Origin of the sequence: Terasakiella brassicae (genome assembly GCF_014641495.1) — a bacterium.
Lineage (GTDB): Bacteria > Pseudomonadota > Alphaproteobacteria > Rhodospirillales > Terasakiellaceae > Terasakiella > Terasakiella brassicae.
Genome location: NZ_BMHV01000005.1, coordinates 794 through 17,842, shown reverse-complemented (window position 1 = coordinate 17,842; position 17,049 = coordinate 794). Strand labels below are relative to the sequence as shown.

The window sequence follows — 17,049 nt, the reverse complement described above, 5'->3', positions numbered from 1 at the left end:
AGCCGGGCTTCGCGATAAGAGTTTATTCAGCGGGTGCTTTCACAGAAGAGGTGGCGCCTGCATTGCGTTTTGGGGACGTTTTGTAGTGTGTGGCGTAGATCATGCCGCCAACAAAGGTAACACCGCCGACAAGGTTGCCAAGGACGGTTGGAATTTCGTTCCAGAACAAATAATCCATGATGGTGAAGTTACCACCTAACAGCAAACCGGACGGAAACAGAAACATGTTGACGATGGAATGTTCGAAACCAAGGTAGAAGAACACCAAAATCGGCATCCACATGGCGATTACCTTACCGGAAACGGAGGTGGACATCATCGCCGCGACAACGCCGGTGGACACCATCCAGTTACACATAACTGCGCGCACAAACAAGGTCAGCATCCCTGCAAAACCGTGTTCGGCATAGCCAACAGTCCGAGCCTCGCCAATGATGCCAATTTTCTGACCAACGGCATTGGGGGCTTCGCTAAAACCGGTTGTGAAGATGATAGCCATGAAAACGGCAACGGTGAAGGCACCCGCAAAATTACCGATAAAAACAAGCCCCCAGTTGCGCAAGACACCGCCAACGGTTACTCCGGGGCGTTTGTCGAGTAGGGCAAGCGGACATAGGGTGAAAACACCTGTTAAAAGATCAAAGCCGAGCAGGTAAAGTGTGCAAAACCCAACAGGGAAAAGCAAAGCCCCGATCAGAAACTGTCCGGTGTTTACGGCGATAGTGACGGCAAAAGCGGCGGCAAGCGCGAGAATGGCGCCGGCCATATAGGCACGAATCAGTGTGTCTTTCGTTGACATAAAAATCTTTGATTCGCCTGCATCGACCATTTTGGTCGCAAACTCGGCAGGTGCGATATAAGACATGGTTAAGATCCTCTAATAATAATTGAAACCAGTCTGTTAAAAAGAGGCTTGCTGCTTCTCGCCAATGAAGAGGGAAATGATTAAAAAGGCATGTGAAGACAACGCACTCTTTCAACAAAAAAACGCCGCATGACAACAACTCCCCAAAAGCCGGGAAGAAGGTCAGCGACGTTGCTGTTATTCATTAAGAATGTCCTTTTGGCGCCGTTGCCAAAATTCAAACTCTTCTATTCAGGAACCATGCCAAGCGTGAAAAGCCCAGATAAACTGCATGGTTTGGGGGAAACGTAGAGAAGATCAAGCATGTTGCGCCGCACAAAATGTGATCGAATTTTAAGGTCTGTGCGTAAAAACTAGGCATTTGTCCTTTATGGAATGCTTGGGTGGCAAAGACGGACGGTGCCGTTTTTATCTGTCCAACGCAACTGAGCGTGATGTTCCCATATTTCGTGTTGATCATTGGCATAACGTGCGCCGGAGGCTGCGCGAACGTGGACTAAAGATATTTTTTGCGTCTTGCCGATTTGAAGCAGAGCCTTATCGTCTTGCCATTGAACGGTGATTTCCGTCAAATCGTCACACTTGTATGAGGTCAGATTGGGTTGGGCCATTGTGCAGGCCCCTGACAACAATATCAGACTTACGATTAATAGGTGTTTATGAAGTTTGAACATCGAATTTATCTCGTTTTGGGTTTGCTTTTAGCATACTGGAAAACTTATAGGATTTTATTGAAATAGGGAGTATATATGACTGAAATACATTGTTTTTAAAAATGGGTTTTAGAACATGGTATTGAAACTCTAAAATCTTTGATTGAAATATAATGGCAAGAGTTAAAGATGATTATCGTAGCCTGACCGGACAAGAAAAAGCAGCGATTTTCATGCTTTCTCTGGGTGAAGAGCATTCCGGTAAATTATTTGAGATGATGGACAACGAAGAAATTCGCGAACTCTCTCAAGTTATGGCGAGTTTAGGCTCGGTCAGCTCGACGGTAATCGAACGTTTGTTTGTTGAATTTGCCGATCAACTTTCGTCTGCCGGGTCATTGGTCGGGACATTTGACAGCACAGAACGTCTCTTACGCAAAGCCCTGCCCAAAGATCGTGTCGCCGGGATTATGGAAGAAATTCGCGGTCCGGCCGGTCGGACCATGTGGGACAAGCTGGATAACGTTCACGAAGCCGTTCTTGCCAATTATTTTAAAAACGAATATCCGCAAACCATTGCCGTTGTGCTGTCCAAGATCAGACCGGACCATGCCGCGCGTGTTTTATCGCTTTTGCCTGAAAACTATGCGATGGAAGTGATCATGCGTTTGCTGCGTATGGAAGCGGTGCAAAAAGAAGTTCTCGATAGCGTTGAAAAAACATTGCGTTCAGAATTTATGACCAACCTTGCCCGTACACAACGCCGTGACACGCACGAATTGATGGCGGATATCTTTAACAATCTGGATCGCAATACCGAAAACCGCTTTATTACCTCTTTGGAAGAACGCAACCGTGAATCAGCAGAACGCATCAAGGCCTTGATGTTTACCTTTGACGATCTTGTACGTGTCGATAAAGCCGGTATTCAGGTGTTGTTGCGCACGGTTGAAAAAGACAAACTGGCGATGGCCTTGAAAGGCGGGGCGGACTCCGTCAAAGACCTGTTCTTTGAAAATATGTCGGAACGCGCCGGTAAAATGATGAAAGAAGATATGGAGGCAATGGGGCCTGTACGTCTGCGCGATGTGGATGAAGCACAGGCTGAAATTGTTGTGATTGCCAAACAACTGGCAGATTCCGGTGAAATCGTCATTTCCACAGGCGGCGACGAAGACGAAATGATCTTCTAACCTCTCTATTTCCGTTATATACTACCTGAATGGTTCATCACGCACGATACTGGCACCAGCTTGAAGATGGTCGCATTCAATGCGATTTGTGCCCGCGCGATTGTAAAATAAAGCCGGGGCAACGCGGCTTGTGTTTTGTGCGTGCGAACGAAGGTGGGCAGATGGTCTTGACCACCTATGGTCGGTCCAGCGGGTTTTGCATTGATCCGATTGAAAAGAAACCGCTTAACCATTTTTATCCCGGCACACCCGTTTTATCTTTTGGAACGGCGGGGTGTAATCTGACATGCAAGTTTTGCCAGAATTGGGATATTTCTAAATCGCGTGAATTTGATAAGCTACAAGCTGAGGCGACACCGGAGATGATTGCGCGCGCCTGTGTGCAAGCCAAATGCAAATCGGTGGCGTTTACCTATAACGATCCGGTGATTTTTTTAGAATATGCTGTCGATGTGGCAAAGGCGTGCCGCGCACAGGGCATTAAGACGGTGGCGGTGACTGCCGGATATATTCATGCAGAGGCCCGCAAAGAGTTTTTCGCCCATATGGATGCGGTGAATGTGGATTTAAAATCGTTTCGCGAAGATTTTTACCATACATTGTGCAGTGCTCATTTAAACGATGTTCTTGAAACGCTGGTCTATCTGAAACATCAAACAAATGTTTGGTTTGAAATCACCGATCTTTTGATCCCCGGTGAAAATGACGGTGCAGATGAAATTGATGACATGACCAAATGGGTGGTGCGTGAACTGGGTGTGAACGTGCCCATGCATTTCAGCGCCTTTCATCCGGACTGGAAAATGCAGGATAAACCGCGCACCCCGGCGCAAACCTTGATACGGGCGCGTGAAATTGCGCTTGCCAACGGGGTGCGCTATGCCTATACGGGCAATGTTCACCATGAAGAAGGCGATACGACCTATTGCCATAACTGTGGCGCGGTTTTGATCAAACGGGATTGGTACGAATTGTCCGAATGGCACCTGGATCACGATGGTCATTGTCTGTCGTGCGGCACAAAATGTGCAGGGTGCTTTGATGGGCCTGCCGGGTCGTGGGGGCGAAAACGTGTCCCTTTACGGTTTAAATAGGTTCAATTTCACTCTATTTTTTCGTATTTCTTTTATGGAAATATATAAACTTATATTTTTTATGGTTTTCCTCGGTCAAACTTCCGGCTAACCTGTGCAAAACAAATGCAATGAAGTGAGGATTTTATGAAAATTTCGTTCACGAAACCGGGTTTGCCGGAGACGGGTGTTCTTGTGGTTATTGGCTTTGAGGGCGGGGATCTGTCGGAAAGTGCCGCTGCGATTGATAAGCAGGTCGATGGTGCGCTTTCCCGTGCGGCGAAAATTGCAAAATTCAAAGGGAAGCTGGGCGAAGTTGTTTCTGTACTGGCCCCCGGCGGGACAAAGCTGGAACGCGTCCTTTTGATTGGTGCAGGCAAACCCAAGGCACTGGACCTGTTGGGTGCAGAAAAACTTGGCGGGACGATCTATCACGTGTTGGGTGGACAACAACCGCGCACTGTCAGCATTGCCTTTGATGCGGTTGAAGAGGCCGATGCCCGCGTTTGGGAACATGCGGCCCATATCGCCTATGGGGCGTTGCTGCGATCTTATCGTTTCGATAAATACCGCACCAAGGAAGAAGACGATAAAAAACCGTCAATCCGTGCCTTGAAAATTATGACGCCAAGTGGCGGACGTGCGCGCAATGCCTTTGAAGACCTTGAAAAAATTGCCGAAGGGATTTTCCTGACCCGTGATCTGGTGTCCGAACCCGCCAATGTTTTATACCCGGATAGCTTTGCCGATATCTGCCGCGAATTGGTTGAATTGGGTGTCGAGGTCAATGTGTTGGGCGAAGCGGAAATGGCCAAGCTGGGTATGAATGCGCTGTTGGGTGTTGGCCAAGGCAGTCGTCGCGAATCCCGTCTGGTCACCATGCGCTGGAACGGGTTGCAAAACGGCGGACGCAAAGCCAAATCTGTGCAGCTTGCCTTGGTGGGGAAAGGCGTGACGTTCGATACCGGCGGGATCTGTATTAAACCGGGGCCGGGTATGGAAGACATGAAATGGGACATGGGCGGGGCAGGTGCTGTCACCGGTGCCATGAAAGCCTTGGCAGGGCGCAAAGCCAACGTCAATGTGGTCGGGGTGATCGGTCTGGTGGAAAATATGCCCGATGGCAACGCGCAACGTCCCGGTGATGTGGTGACCTCTATGGATGGTCAAACGATCGAAGTCATCAACACGGATGCAGAAGGCCGCCTTGTGCTGGCGGATGCCTTGACCTATACCCAGCAGGAATTTGAACCGAAGACCATCATCAATCTGGCAACCTTGACCGGGGCGATTTTGGTGTCGTTGGGCCAAGAACGCGCAGGTGTGTTTGCCAATGATGACGATCTTGCAGAAAAACTGAAAAAAGCCGGTGATGAAACCGGGGAAAAAGTCTGGCCTTTCCCGATGGATAGCGCCTATGACGAGTTGATCAATTCTCAAATCGCCGATATGAAAAATGTCGGTGGACGTTTTGGTGGCTCGATCACAGCGGCAAAATTTCTGCAACGTTTTGTCAAGGACACCACATGGGCGCATATCGATATTGCCGGTATGGCCTGGTCAACAAAAGACCGTCCGACCGTGCCGCGTGGCGGTACGGGCTATGGGGTGCGCTTGCTGGATAAGCTGGTTGCAAAATACTTTGAAGGATAAGGTCTGAAGGCTCGTGACGGATATTGCGTTTTACCACCTGACAAAGTTCTCTTTGGAACAGGCTTTGCCCAAACTGCTGGAAAAAACCCTGCAGGTGGGAAAACGCGCCATCGTGCAAGTGGGCTCCAGTGAACGGGCCGAAGCATTGGCCAACGATCTTTGGACCTATCAACCGGACAGTTGGTTACCGCATGGGACCACAAAAGATGGACATGCAGACCGACAGCCGATCTGGATTACCCCGGATGCGGAAAACCCGAACGAGGCGACTTTTCTTTTCCTGTGTGACGGGGCGGACCGAACCGATTTACCCAACTTTGAACGTTGCTTTGTCGTCTTTGACGGACGAAGCGATCAAGCCGTCCAAAATGCGCGTGTGCAATGGAAGGCCTACAAAGAGGCCGAACACACCTTGACCTACTGGCAACAAACCGACAACGGCGGCTGGGAGAAAAAGGCTTAAGTGGGGAAAGTTTTAAAGGCTTTGCCTGTCAAGGAAAACAAAATGCCAGAATTACTTTCACCCTCAATCGGGGATCTATGTCTATGTATAAAGGAATTGTATCTTTACTAAAACGGGTAACTCTTCTTGTTTGCCAGAAGGACTGTTAGATTAGATCGAAATTAATGCCCCTTATTGCTCAACGTACGTAGTAATGTAACCTTTCCATGACTTAAGCTGCTGCTTTGGATACTGTTTCAACTAAGAAGTTAAACTCGTCTTCAAGGTTCTCAGCAGTATTGAAACCAATTGATTGATAGTATTGAATAGCTTGAAATAACACTGATCGACATAACCCTTCATATTCATGAGCCGTAGCCCATTTAATTGTTCCATATTTAATCCGCCCATGAATTACACCTGATCGAGCGTCATACATTTGATTAAATTTCTTCTTTAAATTTCGATATTCTTGAGGATTTTTAAAAGCAATCAAAGAACTACTTCTTTCTTTGAATGTTCGCGTCTTCGCACTATCGTGAGGTTTTGTAAATACCAGTGTTTCTATTGCAGATGTAAGTTTAATAATTTTGACACCTGCATCTTTTTCTCGAATGCCTTCTCCGTACCAGTGCAAAGCGTCTATATATCTACGCATCAAATCAGTAACATTATTTTTGACTTGCTCAGACACGATATCTCCTACAGCTTGCAAGTATAAATTGAAGCCATGCTGAGTAATTTCTGAAAACCAATTTTCAGATAAGTGATGGCCTTTCCAAGAAATTTGGGTAGATGCATTGAACTCCTTACCCTTTTCCTTAATAAGTCGATGAGTTTTGATAGGCGAGTGTATAAGGTTTTGGAAACTTAATCCTTCAGAGCCTTGTGAAGAAAAAACAGCAGACAAAGCTTCTAGAGAAATTTCCAGGGCCTTTTTTGCTCGTTCTTCTGATATTTGAGCACTGCATTCTTCAATATCTACTGAAGCTATCCATTTGAATTTACTGTAGTATTTTCTAGCCTCATCAAAGTATTTATCCTTATTATCATGTTTCTCAGATGAGATAAATTCTTGCCACTTCTTTTGAGAAGTGAAGGTTACGGGGCCAATACTAAACTCCATTTGCCGACTATCTGATGCTAATGAGCAAGGAAAATAATGAGTTAGTGTTTTTAAATCATTAACTGCCTTTTTTCGAACCCTTTGTAAAAGTTTGGTTACTGTATCTTTATCTGGAATAGCTTTATTATAAATAATTCTGGCAATTTCTGGCCTTAGATACTCTGCAAATTCATTTATAGTCATCTTCCCCTTAAGCTTTGGGGTGTTTTGTAGGCTTTTTTCAGCTAACGCATACAACCTCTCTCTTACACTTTTAGGTGCAGAATAACTCCCTCCAGTTGGAGCAGGAAAAAGCATGCGGTCAATTAATGACACATTCTTATCCCCCAGAGGGTCATAGTTAAGCGTTTCTGAAACAAGAAATTGGATATCTTGATGATATGAGGACATATGCTTTATTTACACAGGATGACTAAATTAATAAACCTTCTAAACATATATTCAAAAAGGAATAATTAGTAAACAATTCCGCTATCAGTTCTGCCACAGTTCGGGGGAAGTTCGGGGGACAGTTACCGGTCTGTTGCTTTTGGGCCGGTTTTTCTAGACAAGCGTGAGCGTTAATCCAACACAAAAAAAGCGGTGCTTTCCATGTAGGAAGCACCGCTTTTTATTCGTTTGCGATCTGAGGATGTCAGATTAGCCGACGATTTCGCACTCGGAGAAGAAGTATTTGATTTCTTCTGCAGCCGTTTCCGGAGCGTCGGAACCGTGGACGGAGTTTTCTTGAACGTCGATGGCGAAATCTTTGCGGATTGTGCCTTCTTCTGCGTTTGCCGGGTTTGTTGCGCCCATGATTTCGCGGTTAGCGAGGATGGCGTTTTCGCCTTCCAGAACCTGTACAACAACCGGTTCGGAGATCATGTATTCAACCAGTTCACCGAAGAAAGAACGCTCTTTATGCACAGCGTAGAAGCCTTCAGCTTGTTTTTGAGTCAGTTGGATGCGCTTGGAAGCAACGACGCGCAGGCCTTTTTCTTCAAAACGAGCGACGATTTGACCCGTCAGGTTGCGGCGAGTTGCGTCCGGTTTGATGATGGACAGTGTACGTTCGATAGCCATAATAGGGAAACCCCTTTGTCTGTAAAATCTCTGTGAAGTCACCGGGACGGATACCCAGCGACAAAGTGGGCGCCTTATACAGCGTCAAAACGCAATTTGCAACTGCACAATTATGTTTTTCATCTTTCATGGTGAAATGCCCAAAAAATGTGCTAAAAGCGCGACTATGTTACATATAAATGATCTGACATACCGCATTGGCGGGCGCATCCTGTTTGAACAGGCAACTGTTGTCGTTCCGGCAGGTCACAAGGTAGGCCTTGTCGGCAAAAACGGCACGGGCAAATCCACTTTGTTTAAACTAATTCTAGAAGAGCTTGCACCGGATGATGGAAGCCTGAGCGTACAAAAACGCGCCCGCGTGGGACGAGTCGCACAGGAAGCCCCAACGGGCAGTGATTCTTTGCTCAATACCGTGTTGAAGGCTGATGGGGAACGTGAAAGCCTGTTGGCAGAGGCCGACACCTGCACCGACCCGCACCGGATCGGTGAAATCCACGCCCGACTTGCTGATATTGATGCCCATAGCGCCCCGGCACGCGCGGCAACGATCCTGAATGGTCTGGGCTTTGACCACGAGGCGCAGTTGCGCCCCTGCAGTGATTTTTCCGGCGGTTGGCAGATGCGTGTGGCATTGGCTGCCGCCCTGTTTGCCCAACCTGATTTGTTACTGCTGGATGAACCGACCAACCACCTGGACCTTGAAGCCGTCATGTGGCTGGAAGATTATTTAAAAAGGTATCCCGGCACCATTTTAGTGATCAGCCACGAACGTGCTTTGTTAAATACAGTGGTGGACGAAATTATTCATCTGGAACATTGCAAGCTCACGCGCTATGGCGGCAATTATGATACGTTTGAAAAAACACGCCGGGAAAAACTCGCCTTGCAAGCCAAGGCACAGTCCAAGCAACTGGCCCAGCGCAAACACTTGCAAAGCTTCGTTGATCGTTTCCGTGCCAAGGCCAGCAAGGCCAAGCAGGCGCAAAGCCGCGTGAAAATGCTGGAAAAGATGGAACCGATTGCATCGGTACTGGAAGAAAAGACCTATACCTTTGATTTCCCGGACCCGGAACCGCTGTCTTCGCCCTTAATCGCGATGGAAGAGGTCGATGTCGGGTATGAAGAAAATAAACCGATCCTGAAGAAACTGTCTTTACGCATTGATATGGATGACCGTATCGCCCTTTTAGGGGCCAACGGCAATGGTAAATCCACATTGGTTAAACTGCTGGCCAACCGCCTTGCACCAATGGAAGGGAGCTTGCGCAAATCCAGTAAGTTAAAAGTTGGCTATTTCGCTCAACATCAAACCGATGAACTGAACGTACAAAAAACACCGTTTGACCATATGGCCGCCTTGATGCCGGATGCGGTGGAGTCCAAAGTGCGTGCACAACTGGGGCGTTTTGGGTTTGAAGGCAATAAAGCCGATAGTAAAATTGAAAAACTGTCCGGTGGTGAAAAAGCTCGCCTGCTGTTTGCCCTGATGAGCTTTGAAGCCCCGCACATTATGTTTCTGGATGAACCGACCAACCATTTGGATGTGGATTCACGTGAGGCCCTTGTGCAAGCCATCAATACCTATGACGGGGCCGTTGTGATTGTTTCGCATGATCCGCACTTGCTGGAATTGACCTGTGATCGTCTGTGGATTGTGGAAAAAGGCGATTGCAAAGACTTTGATGGGGATTTGGCGGAATATAAACGCCAATTGATCGAAGCGCGTCGCGGCGACAAGAAAAACAACGCGAACACTGATCAAAACAGCGCGGCCAATCAAAAAAAGGCCAGTCGCCAAGATCGTGCCGCCCAACGCGCCGCCCAGGCCCCTTTGCGCAAAAAAGCCAAAGAGGCGGAAAAACGCGTCGAAAAGTACACGCAGGAAAAAGAAAAACTGGAAGCCAAACTCGCTGAGCCCAAGGTTTACGAAGGGCCGAGCGATAAGCTGCAAGCCTTGCAAATCAAGCTTGGCGAGATCAACAATCAGCTGGAAGAAGCCGAAATGGAATGGTTGGAAGCTGCGGAAGCGTTGGAAGAGGCTAACGCTTGAATTTCTAACAATTTCGCGTTGCATTAAGGGGGCATCGCCTCTACAATCCGGGTCGTTGTATCGGGCAATACAATCGAAGGGGCATGTGGGGCGTGGCATCTAATCCTATTTTTTTTGTCAGATGGTTTTATAGCGGTCAAAAATATATTCAAAAGGAAGCAACGCGCTGGACCATAATCAGAGGTTTTCTTGTTGCCCTTGGAGCATTTCTTATATCAATTCTTGATCCGGTTGGGCTGACCAGTGCAACAGACCAACAGTCTATTTCTGCATATAACCGGATTACATCGCCATTCTATAATAACGAGAAAAGTGGTGAAATATCTATCTTATTGATTGATGAAAGTACGATTAACGCTGCGAAAGCGAATAATCACGAGATTGGTTACCTCAACTATCCGCCGACTTTACGCCAATATGCAGATATTTTGTACAATGTCGCCAAACTGCGCCCAAAAGCTATTTTTATAGATATGTTGCTTTTGGATCCTCGTGGGGACAGCCAAGAACAAGTGCATCTTGAAAACACTTTGAAGAGAATAAAACGTGCTGGGGTTGACGTTTATTTTCCCAATCCAAACCTGCATACCCGCACACGGAATGGTCAGGATTGCACGTCACAGAGCTTAAAGAATATCGGCAATATCGATCAAATCTCAACAGCTTCACCTTTTGTCAGGTTTGAAGGTTATGATCGTTATTATCCCCTTGTTGGGTATCAGGCATGCAATAATGAAATTGGTTATTCACCGGCGCTTAGACTCTATTATGACCAATGTCAGAAAGAAGGGAATTGTACGTCCTCAATTTTGGAAAGTGCCTCTCAGGTCTTTTCAGACCCTATGGATATTCAATGGGGGAATGGATTAGCACAGTTAAATGTAAAATACCCTTTTTATAACCAAGATTGTCAGGAGCATCCGGCAGACTTTAAAGGGAGGCTCGCCCGGTCAATACGTTATTTGGCAGAAGCAATACTAAATAAATTTCTGTCGGTTTCTTCTCAAAAAGGCTGTTTTTTCCATTCCCTCATTCCAATGTTGGATTTTCTGAAATTTCAAAAATCATCCGACCTGACTAAGAAAAAGATCGCTGGCGAGTTTGTCGCCAATAAGGTCGTCATGATCGGGGCTTCTCTCATTGGAAATGAAGATTTAACGCAGTCACCAACGATTGCACAGGTCCCCGGTGTCGTCGCTCACGCTATGGCCTACGATAATTTGCGTACCTATGGAACAGAATATTATCGCCCTGCTGAAAAGCTATTTTGGCATATAGATGCGACCACTCTGGTTGAATTTTGTTTAACAATTTTTATTATTATTGTTGAGGCATTGATTATTAAATCGATCGTGTCAAATACCAAGCAATCCCCATATAAGCTGCTTCTTAAAATGGCTTTTTTAAGCCTGCTTGTCTTCTTAACTATTTTTTCGGCAGAAATCGCTTTTGTCAGTTGTTGGAATTTTGAACCTGTGAACTGGCTGGGGGTTTCCATGCTTGCGCTCACCTTTATTGGTGTTTTGACCGTTAATGCCCTTAAGAGCATATTCTCGCTTAGGTTTAATGAACCGAATCAAACTAAATGAAAGAGCGGCATGCTCTTTTACCGAATAAAATGAGGTTAAAAATGAAAAAAATACTCTTGATCGGACTGCTTCTCTTGTCTGCGTCCTTTTTAGGAGGACACTCAAGCTTTGCTGCAGATGTTCAACTCGTGAATGTTATTGCATATGACTCTATAGACAATACTGTTGACCTATATAGTGATCCGATGTCCGGGGAATTTGTTACGGTGAAAACAAGTGAGCTCTTACCGCTTCCTTTTGAAGTCGTCCGTCACCCTCAGAAGCCTCATATGCTGCAGTATAGTGACAAGTTTTGGTTGCCTGAATCATTCGTCCAAACCGATGAAAAAACCATTGTCGTAACGGATATGAATTGCCTGATCAAACAACTGAAAGAACGCCCTAAATTGGCGGTCGCACGTTCCTCAGATTATGGGCAACTTGTCTCACGCGGACTAGGGAACTGCAAGGATTAAGAAAAATGGAAAAGATAAAGCAGTTTAAACCCTTGTTAGGTGCCGGTCTCTGTCTGGTATCCTTGTCCGCATGTCAAACAACGGGCCAGACAAATCCAATTTACGACAAAATTCCCGGTAAGATGCAAGCCTCGGTTAAGGAAAGGCAAAACCCTGAATTAGAAGAAAATTTTTTAACAAAATTTCTAGATGGGATTGATTTTAAAGGGGATCTGGCTAAAAAAGATTACAAGTTCTCAAAGGATGTGAAGGCTCTTAAACAAAAAGAGAAAAGCTTAGGGCTTACAGGTAATAGGCAAGATTTTGAAAAAGCTGTTTTAAGACTTCATGATGAAAGCTCTCTTGTCGGTCCAGGTTATGACTATTTAAAAAAATATATCAATAGAGTCGCCAACAAGTTGCTGCAACATTATTCCGAAGCACATATTGATCCGCCTGTAACTTTTTTGATTACGGATAAAAATTATTATACGGCGAGGATGTCAACGTTTAACTTGCTGACCCTTCCAACCGGCACGCTTTTAAACATTGCGAGTGAGGATGAACTCGCTGCGATCTTGGCGCATGAAATGTCTCATTCAATTTTCCGCCACATGAATTCCGAGGTTTGGGAAAAATTAGCGGCTAAAGGTGTGCGCTCTGGTCTTTACACACTAGGTGCATTGATTTCGAATAAGCTAGGTGTGGATGCCACAGCCACCGGAATCGTCACCAGTTTAATTGACGATCCGGTCAGCGATTATTATACGAACGTACTGGCATATGAACACAAACGTGAAGATGAGCTTGAAGCGGACCTTCTGGCAGTTGATATGCTTTATAATGCAGGCTACAACTGGAACAGTGTCTTAACCTATATCAAAAAAGTCTCTGCCCAGACACCACACAATGAAGCTGAAGAGACAGCAAAAGGATGGTTCCATTCCTATGCCTTTAGCCATCCGAGCGGGAAAGTCCGCTACCAGAATGCAAAATATTATATTCAAAAAGAATACCGTCGCGAAATGATCAACCTCCCTCGTCTCAAAATAGATGCCTATCAGAGACATGTCTTCCAAGGTGTCGGTTTTAAAGCCATTGAACGCCGCCTCTATTTTAACCAAGCGCGCTTAGCCTTTGAAAAGAAAGACCTGAAAACAGCTGAACAAAAAATCCGCCTTTCTTTACGAGGGAAAGTAAACGATCCCGACTCTACAATTCGTCTCCTGTTTTATAAAATAAGGAAAGCGCAGGGTAAAAATAACAAAGCTATTAAAAATCTGGAAATTGCCGCAAATGGACCAGAGCCCACTTACGAGGTTTTTGACATTTTGCTGCGGGAATACGAAAATATAAAAATGTGGGATAAAGCGATTGTTGCGCATAAGCTTGCCAAACGCAAATTTCCAATTTCAGAGACAAGCTATATGGCTACATTGATTAAATATCAAGTTATGGCCCGCAAAGATAAGGATGCTCTTTACACGTTGCAGGCCTGTGAAAATAATCGTCAAAATACGAAGGAAAATAAGAGAATGTTTCACACTTGCCAGTTCTCGTTTAACGATGCGATGGCAGAACGTGAAGGTCGTAAAAACATGACAGCTTCAGAGACTTAAAAAAAACGGTTTTGCGATTTCTGAAATTTCAGGTTAATTCGCAAACTTGATATCTTTTACATAGCCAAGGCTCGAAGCCGCACTATCGTCACTGTCAGCGGAAATAGCAATTTGAAAAGGGGGGGGGGGGCACGAATTCCGAGGTCAGCCCCGAATGGCACTAAGTTAAGACCTTTTCGTAGTGAATTAAAGATGCATTTTTCTTTAGAAAATGCGATACTTTTCCATGAAAAACAGCAGCTTATATCTTCCGGGATTGCACTGGTCGACATTACGCCGTAAGCCCCGTTCAACGCTTCAGAAAATGGCTGATGAAGCAGATCGCATTCGAAAGCATTCCCAGTCTCAACTCGGTGATTGCTTTTCCCGGTTTATTCCGATGAAGGAATTGGATCATGATGTAAACGGCCCCTTCTCCCGGCGACGATTATATAGCAAGGCCAATACGTTCTGGGCGTTCTTTTCCCAAATTCTGGATGCGGATGGCGGCTGTCAGGAAGTGGTTCGAAAAATTCAGGCATTTGCAGGTGAACGGTCTCTAAAAGTCCCGTCAGCCTCCACATCGGCTTATTGTCAGGCCCGTCATAAGCTTGATGAAAGCATGATGGAAAAAATCCTGAATCACACATCAAAAACCTTGCATGAGCGAAGTCAGAAACAGGGATGGAAAGGCCGTCGGGTCATTGTCGTCGATGGCACAGGTATCAGTATGGTGGACACGCCTGAGAACCAACAAACCTGGCCTCAACCTAAAGGTCAGCAGCCCGGTTGCGGTTTTCCCCAAGGACGGATTTGTGCCTGCTTTTGCCTTCATACAGGTGCCTTGTTAAGCTATCGCCTCGGAGATAGAAAAAAGTCTGAACTTCCCATGCTCCGTCAACAATGGGGAACGTTTAACAAAGGCGACATATTCCTTGGAGACAAAGGGTTTTGCAGCTATTACGATGTCTGGAAGCTGCAGCAATTCGGGGTGGATTCCATTCTTACCTTGGCCCGCCGCACTCCTGTAGAAGCAGCTTCTGCCGTTAAGATTCTAGGCGAAAATGATCTGCTCATCCAATGGCCCAAACCCTTGTGGAGCAAGCAACATAGTTATGGGCGAGCCGAATGGGAGGCCTTGCCCGATGTTTTGACGTTGCGCCAAATCAAGGTCGATGTGAACGCACCGGGCTACAGGACGAAATCCTTTTATCTGGTCACCACCATGACTGACCCTGAGGCTTATCCGGCATCTGAACTGGCAGAACTTTATTATCAACGCTGGGATGTGGAATTGTTCTTTCGCGATATCAAAACCACCATGGGCATGGATGTGCTGCGCTGTAAAACGCCATCCATGGTTCGCAAGGAAATCCTGATGCATTTTATCGCTTATAATGCCATTGGGTTACTTATGTTTGAGGCGGCACAAATGGCAAAACAACACCCTCGGCGATTGAGCTTTAAAGCCACCATTCAAGCTCTGAGGCAATGGGAGCCTGTCTTAAACCGGCAAGGGCTGAAAGTGTTGGAACGCCACCGTTTAATGGCCTTGCTCCATGACGCGATTGCATCTCTAATCGTGCCAGAACGACTGGGCAGGCGTGAACCCAGATGCGTCAAACGAAGGCCTAAAAACTTTCAATGCTTAACCGCCCCGAGACATGAAATGATAGAGTGCCTTCACCGTACTAAAATAACGTCAATTCGGGATAAGGAATGTTGTCGGCAAGCCTTTCAGTGAACATGCAGGTTTCCTCGGTTTCAAAACATATGCAGCCAATCCTGCAAGCAGATTGATGAAGAAATGATCTGTTTTCCTGTGTCTTGAATGTTCAATCTGGCAAATTTCTTTCAGTTGTCCGATAACAGCTTCGACAATTGCCCGCTTGGACAGGAATTATTTCTGGAAAGAAGTATGATTGGCTGGTTTCATTTTCTTTCGGTGTTTTGTAATGAACTCAACCCCTTGTTCTGACAAATCTTGCGTCAACTTTTTGGAGATGTAGCCTTTGTCACCTGCGGCTAAGCCTTTCAGGCTCTTGAATAATCCGGGAACAGGCTTGCGATCATCGACATTGCCCGGTGTCAGGTGAAATGACATCAACTCACCGCGATTGTTGATAACCAGATGAAGTTTGAAGCCGTAAAACCAGCCCATGGAAGACTTTCCCCGTTGGGCCAGATCGACAAATGTTTTGTGACTGTTGATGCGTTGAGTGCGGCACACGCTCAAAGTCGTGCTATCAACAAAATACAGTCCTGTTGGTAAGGCTGTTTTCGATTTGAGAAACGCACAAAAAGCAGGAAATACACGCTTGCAGAAATCGTCGATCTCACAGAAAATCTCTTCGATGGGAACCATGGATACCTCCATTGTAGGCCGTTTTTGTAGCTATAAATAGCCTACTCTCATCACCTTATACTTGTGAGTCAATAACTTAATAAATCCCTTATCCCGAATCCGCGTTAATACCAAAATGCACCTGCTATGACCGATAGAGCCATTCCCTGTTCCCAATGGACATAATTCTCCACGGTTGATCACTCAAGCGGTTCCATGCATCACAGCAAATATTGACAATGTCGTCATAGGATTTGAAGATCCTATTTGAAAGCCAATTTTGTCGCATGAATTGCCAAATATTTTCCACAGGGTTAAGCTCTGGTGACTTGGGTGGCAAAGGCACGATCGTAATGTTATCAGGCACTTTCAATTTACTTGAAGTGTGCCATGCCGCTTGATCCATAATGATTATGGCATGGGCATTCTCATCCACTGCCAAAGAGATTTCTTCAAGATGAACTTCCATGGCAAACGTATTACACTTGGGCATAATGATCCCGGCGGCTTTACCGTGTTCGGGGCAAATCGCCCCAAAAATATAGGCCGAACGGGTTCGCAAATCCTGTAAGGCTTCGGGCCGTGTCCCTCGTTTGGCCCAACGCCGTGTAATCTTGTTTTTTTGACCGATACGGGCCTCGTCCTGAAACCAGACTTCTATGGTTTTCCCTTGAGCTTTTTGCTCTTTGATTTCTGCCATTCTGGTTGTGAAGTTTTTTTGAAACCCTCCATGGCTTCTAGATTGCGTGTCCGATGACACGGGCGAGCCGAAAGTTTACGATAGCCCATTTTACGCAACTCTCGACCCAACACTGTTGTCGAAATAGAAATACGAAACTCTTCCCAAACCCATTGGGTTAAATCGCATAACCGCCAGCGTGTCACATTATGAATAGCGGGGATTGGCCCTTGATCCACAATATCTTTTAAAGCTTTACGGTGTTTATCATTTAACAAAGGAGGA

Annotated in this window: 15 protein-coding genes and 1 pseudogene; 9 read left to right on the top strand and 7 right to left on the bottom strand. The window is 45.9% G+C overall.

What is annotated here, in order from left to right:
* Window positions 1-22: 22 nt before the first annotated feature.
* Window positions 23-865, bottom strand: coding sequence for a formate/nitrite transporter family protein (locus IEW74_RS04295; protein WP_188661970.1), 843 nt, complete (start codon window positions 863-865; stop codon window positions 23-25).
* A gap of 368 nt (window positions 866-1,233) precedes the next feature.
* Window positions 1,234-1,476, bottom strand: a complete 243-nt coding sequence (locus IEW74_RS04290) for an MliC family protein (RefSeq protein ID WP_188661968.1) — start codon at window positions 1,474-1,476, stop codon at window positions 1,234-1,236.
* Between the two features lie 215 nt (window positions 1,477-1,691).
* On the opposite strand from IEW74_RS04290, the gene fliG reads away from it, so the two are divergent.
* The 4 genes from fliG to IEW74_RS04270 all read left to right on the top strand — a co-directional run bounded on the left by fliG (window position 1,692) and on the right by IEW74_RS04270 (window position 5,900).
* Complete coding sequence (gene fliG / locus IEW74_RS04285) at window positions 1,692-2,711, top strand: flagellar motor switch protein FliG (protein WP_188661966.1); 1,020 nt, start codon at window positions 1,692-1,694, stop codon at window positions 2,709-2,711.
* Window positions 2,712-2,740: 29 nt separating this feature from the next.
* Window positions 2,741-3,805 (top strand): AmmeMemoRadiSam system radical SAM enzyme, encoded by a 1,065-nt coding sequence (gene amrS, locus IEW74_RS04280; RefSeq protein WP_188661964.1) that lies wholly within the window; start codon window positions 2,741-2,743, stop codon window positions 3,803-3,805.
* Window positions 3,806-3,931: 126 nt separating this feature from the next.
* On the top strand, window positions 3,932-5,437 hold the full coding sequence (locus IEW74_RS04275; RefSeq protein WP_188661961.1) for a leucyl aminopeptidase: 1,506 nt from the start codon (window positions 3,932-3,934) through the stop codon (window positions 5,435-5,437).
* Between the two features lie 13 nt (window positions 5,438-5,450).
* A complete protein-coding gene (locus tag IEW74_RS04270; protein ID WP_188661959.1) occupies window positions 5,451-5,900 on the top strand; it encodes a DNA polymerase III subunit chi in 450 nt (149 codons plus the stop codon).
* A gap of 211 nt (window positions 5,901-6,111) precedes the next feature.
* On the opposite strand, the gene IEW74_RS04265 is transcribed toward IEW74_RS04270, so the two are convergent.
* Window positions 6,112-7,320, bottom strand: coding sequence for a HEPN domain-containing protein (locus tag IEW74_RS04265; protein ID WP_188661957.1), 1,209 nt, complete (start codon window positions 7,318-7,320; stop codon window positions 6,112-6,114).
* A gap of 324 nt (window positions 7,321-7,644) precedes the next feature.
* Complete coding sequence (gene ndk, locus IEW74_RS04260) at window positions 7,645-8,067, bottom strand: nucleoside-diphosphate kinase (protein WP_188661955.1); 423 nt, start codon at window positions 8,065-8,067, stop codon at window positions 7,645-7,647.
* Between the two features lie 166 nt (window positions 8,068-8,233).
* Between ndk and IEW74_RS04255 the strand changes: the two genes are divergently transcribed.
* The 5 genes from IEW74_RS04255 to IEW74_RS04235 all read left to right on the top strand — a co-directional run bounded on the left by IEW74_RS04255 (window position 8,234) and on the right by IEW74_RS04235 (window position 15,485).
* Complete coding sequence (locus IEW74_RS04255; RefSeq protein ID WP_188661953.1) at window positions 8,234-10,120, top strand: ABC-F family ATP-binding cassette domain-containing protein; 1,887 nt, start codon at window positions 8,234-8,236, stop codon at window positions 10,118-10,120.
* A gap of 92 nt (window positions 10,121-10,212) precedes the next feature.
* Entirely contained in the window at window positions 10,213-11,709 is a 1,497-nt protein-coding gene (locus IEW74_RS04250; protein WP_188661951.1) for a CHASE2 domain-containing protein, read from the top strand.
* A gap of 41 nt (window positions 11,710-11,750) precedes the next feature.
* Window positions 11,751-12,164, top strand: a complete 414-nt coding sequence (locus IEW74_RS04245) for a hypothetical protein (RefSeq protein ID WP_188661949.1) — start codon at window positions 11,751-11,753, stop codon at window positions 12,162-12,164.
* A gap of 5 nt (window positions 12,165-12,169) precedes the next feature.
* On the top strand, window positions 12,170-13,762 hold the full coding sequence (locus IEW74_RS04240; protein WP_188661947.1) for a M48 family metalloprotease: 1,593 nt from the start codon (window positions 12,170-12,172) through the stop codon (window positions 13,760-13,762).
* 226 nt (window positions 13,763-13,988) lie between these two features.
* Complete coding sequence (locus IEW74_RS04235) at window positions 13,989-15,485, top strand: IS4 family transposase (RefSeq protein ID WP_188661945.1); 1,497 nt, start codon at window positions 13,989-13,991, stop codon at window positions 15,483-15,485.
* Here IEW74_RS04235 and IEW74_RS04225 read toward each other — a convergent pair.
* The 3 genes and pseudogenes from IEW74_RS04225 to IEW74_RS17575 all read right to left on the bottom strand — a co-directional run.
* Window positions 15,444-16,106, bottom strand: a pseudogene (locus IEW74_RS04225) (IS982 family transposase). The gene IEW74_RS04235 and the pseudogene IEW74_RS04225 sit on opposite strands and share 42 nt — an antisense overlap.
* Window positions 16,107-16,230: 124 nt before the next feature.
* Window positions 16,231-16,785 (bottom strand): IS630 family transposase, encoded by a 555-nt coding sequence (locus IEW74_RS04220; protein ID WP_188661940.1) that lies wholly within the window; start codon window positions 16,783-16,785, stop codon window positions 16,231-16,233.
* The coding region (locus tag IEW74_RS17575) for a helix-turn-helix domain-containing protein (protein WP_188661938.1) at window positions 16,743-17,049 on the bottom strand (307 nt) is incomplete at its 5' end. The genes IEW74_RS17575 and IEW74_RS04220, both read right to left, overlap by 43 nt.

Coding starts and splice junctions, on each gene's coding strand:
- IEW74_RS04295 (WP_188661970.1), bottom strand. CDS start 865: ATGTCTTATATCGCACCTGCCGAGTTTGCGACCAAAATGGTCGATGCA.
- IEW74_RS04290 (WP_188661968.1), bottom strand. CDS start 1,476: ATGGCCCAACCCAATCTGACCTCATACAAGTGTGACGATTTGACGGAA.
- fliG (WP_188661966.1), top strand. CDS start 1,692: ATGGCAAGAGTTAAAGATGATTATCGTAGCCTGACCGGACAAGAAAAA.
- amrS (WP_188661964.1), top strand. CDS start 2,741: ATGGTTCATCACGCACGATACTGGCACCAGCTTGAAGATGGTCGCATT.
- IEW74_RS04275 (WP_188661961.1), top strand. CDS start 3,932: ATGAAAATTTCGTTCACGAAACCGGGTTTGCCGGAGACGGGTGTTCTT.
- ndk (WP_188661955.1), bottom strand. CDS start 8,067: ATGGCTATCGAACGTACACTGTCCATCATCAAACCGGACGCAACTCGC.
- IEW74_RS04255 (WP_188661953.1), top strand. CDS start 8,234: ATGTTACATATAAATGATCTGACATACCGCATTGGCGGGCGCATCCTG.
- IEW74_RS04245 (WP_188661949.1), top strand. CDS start 11,751: ATGAAAAAAATACTCTTGATCGGACTGCTTCTCTTGTCTGCGTCCTTT.
- IEW74_RS04240 (WP_188661947.1), top strand. CDS start 12,170: ATGGAAAAGATAAAGCAGTTTAAACCCTTGTTAGGTGCCGGTCTCTGT.
- IEW74_RS04235 (WP_188661945.1), top strand. CDS start 13,989: ATGAAAAACAGCAGCTTATATCTTCCGGGATTGCACTGGTCGACATTA.
- IEW74_RS04220 (WP_188661940.1), bottom strand. CDS start 16,785: ATGGCAGAAATCAAAGAGCAAAAAGCTCAAGGGAAAACCATAGAAGTC.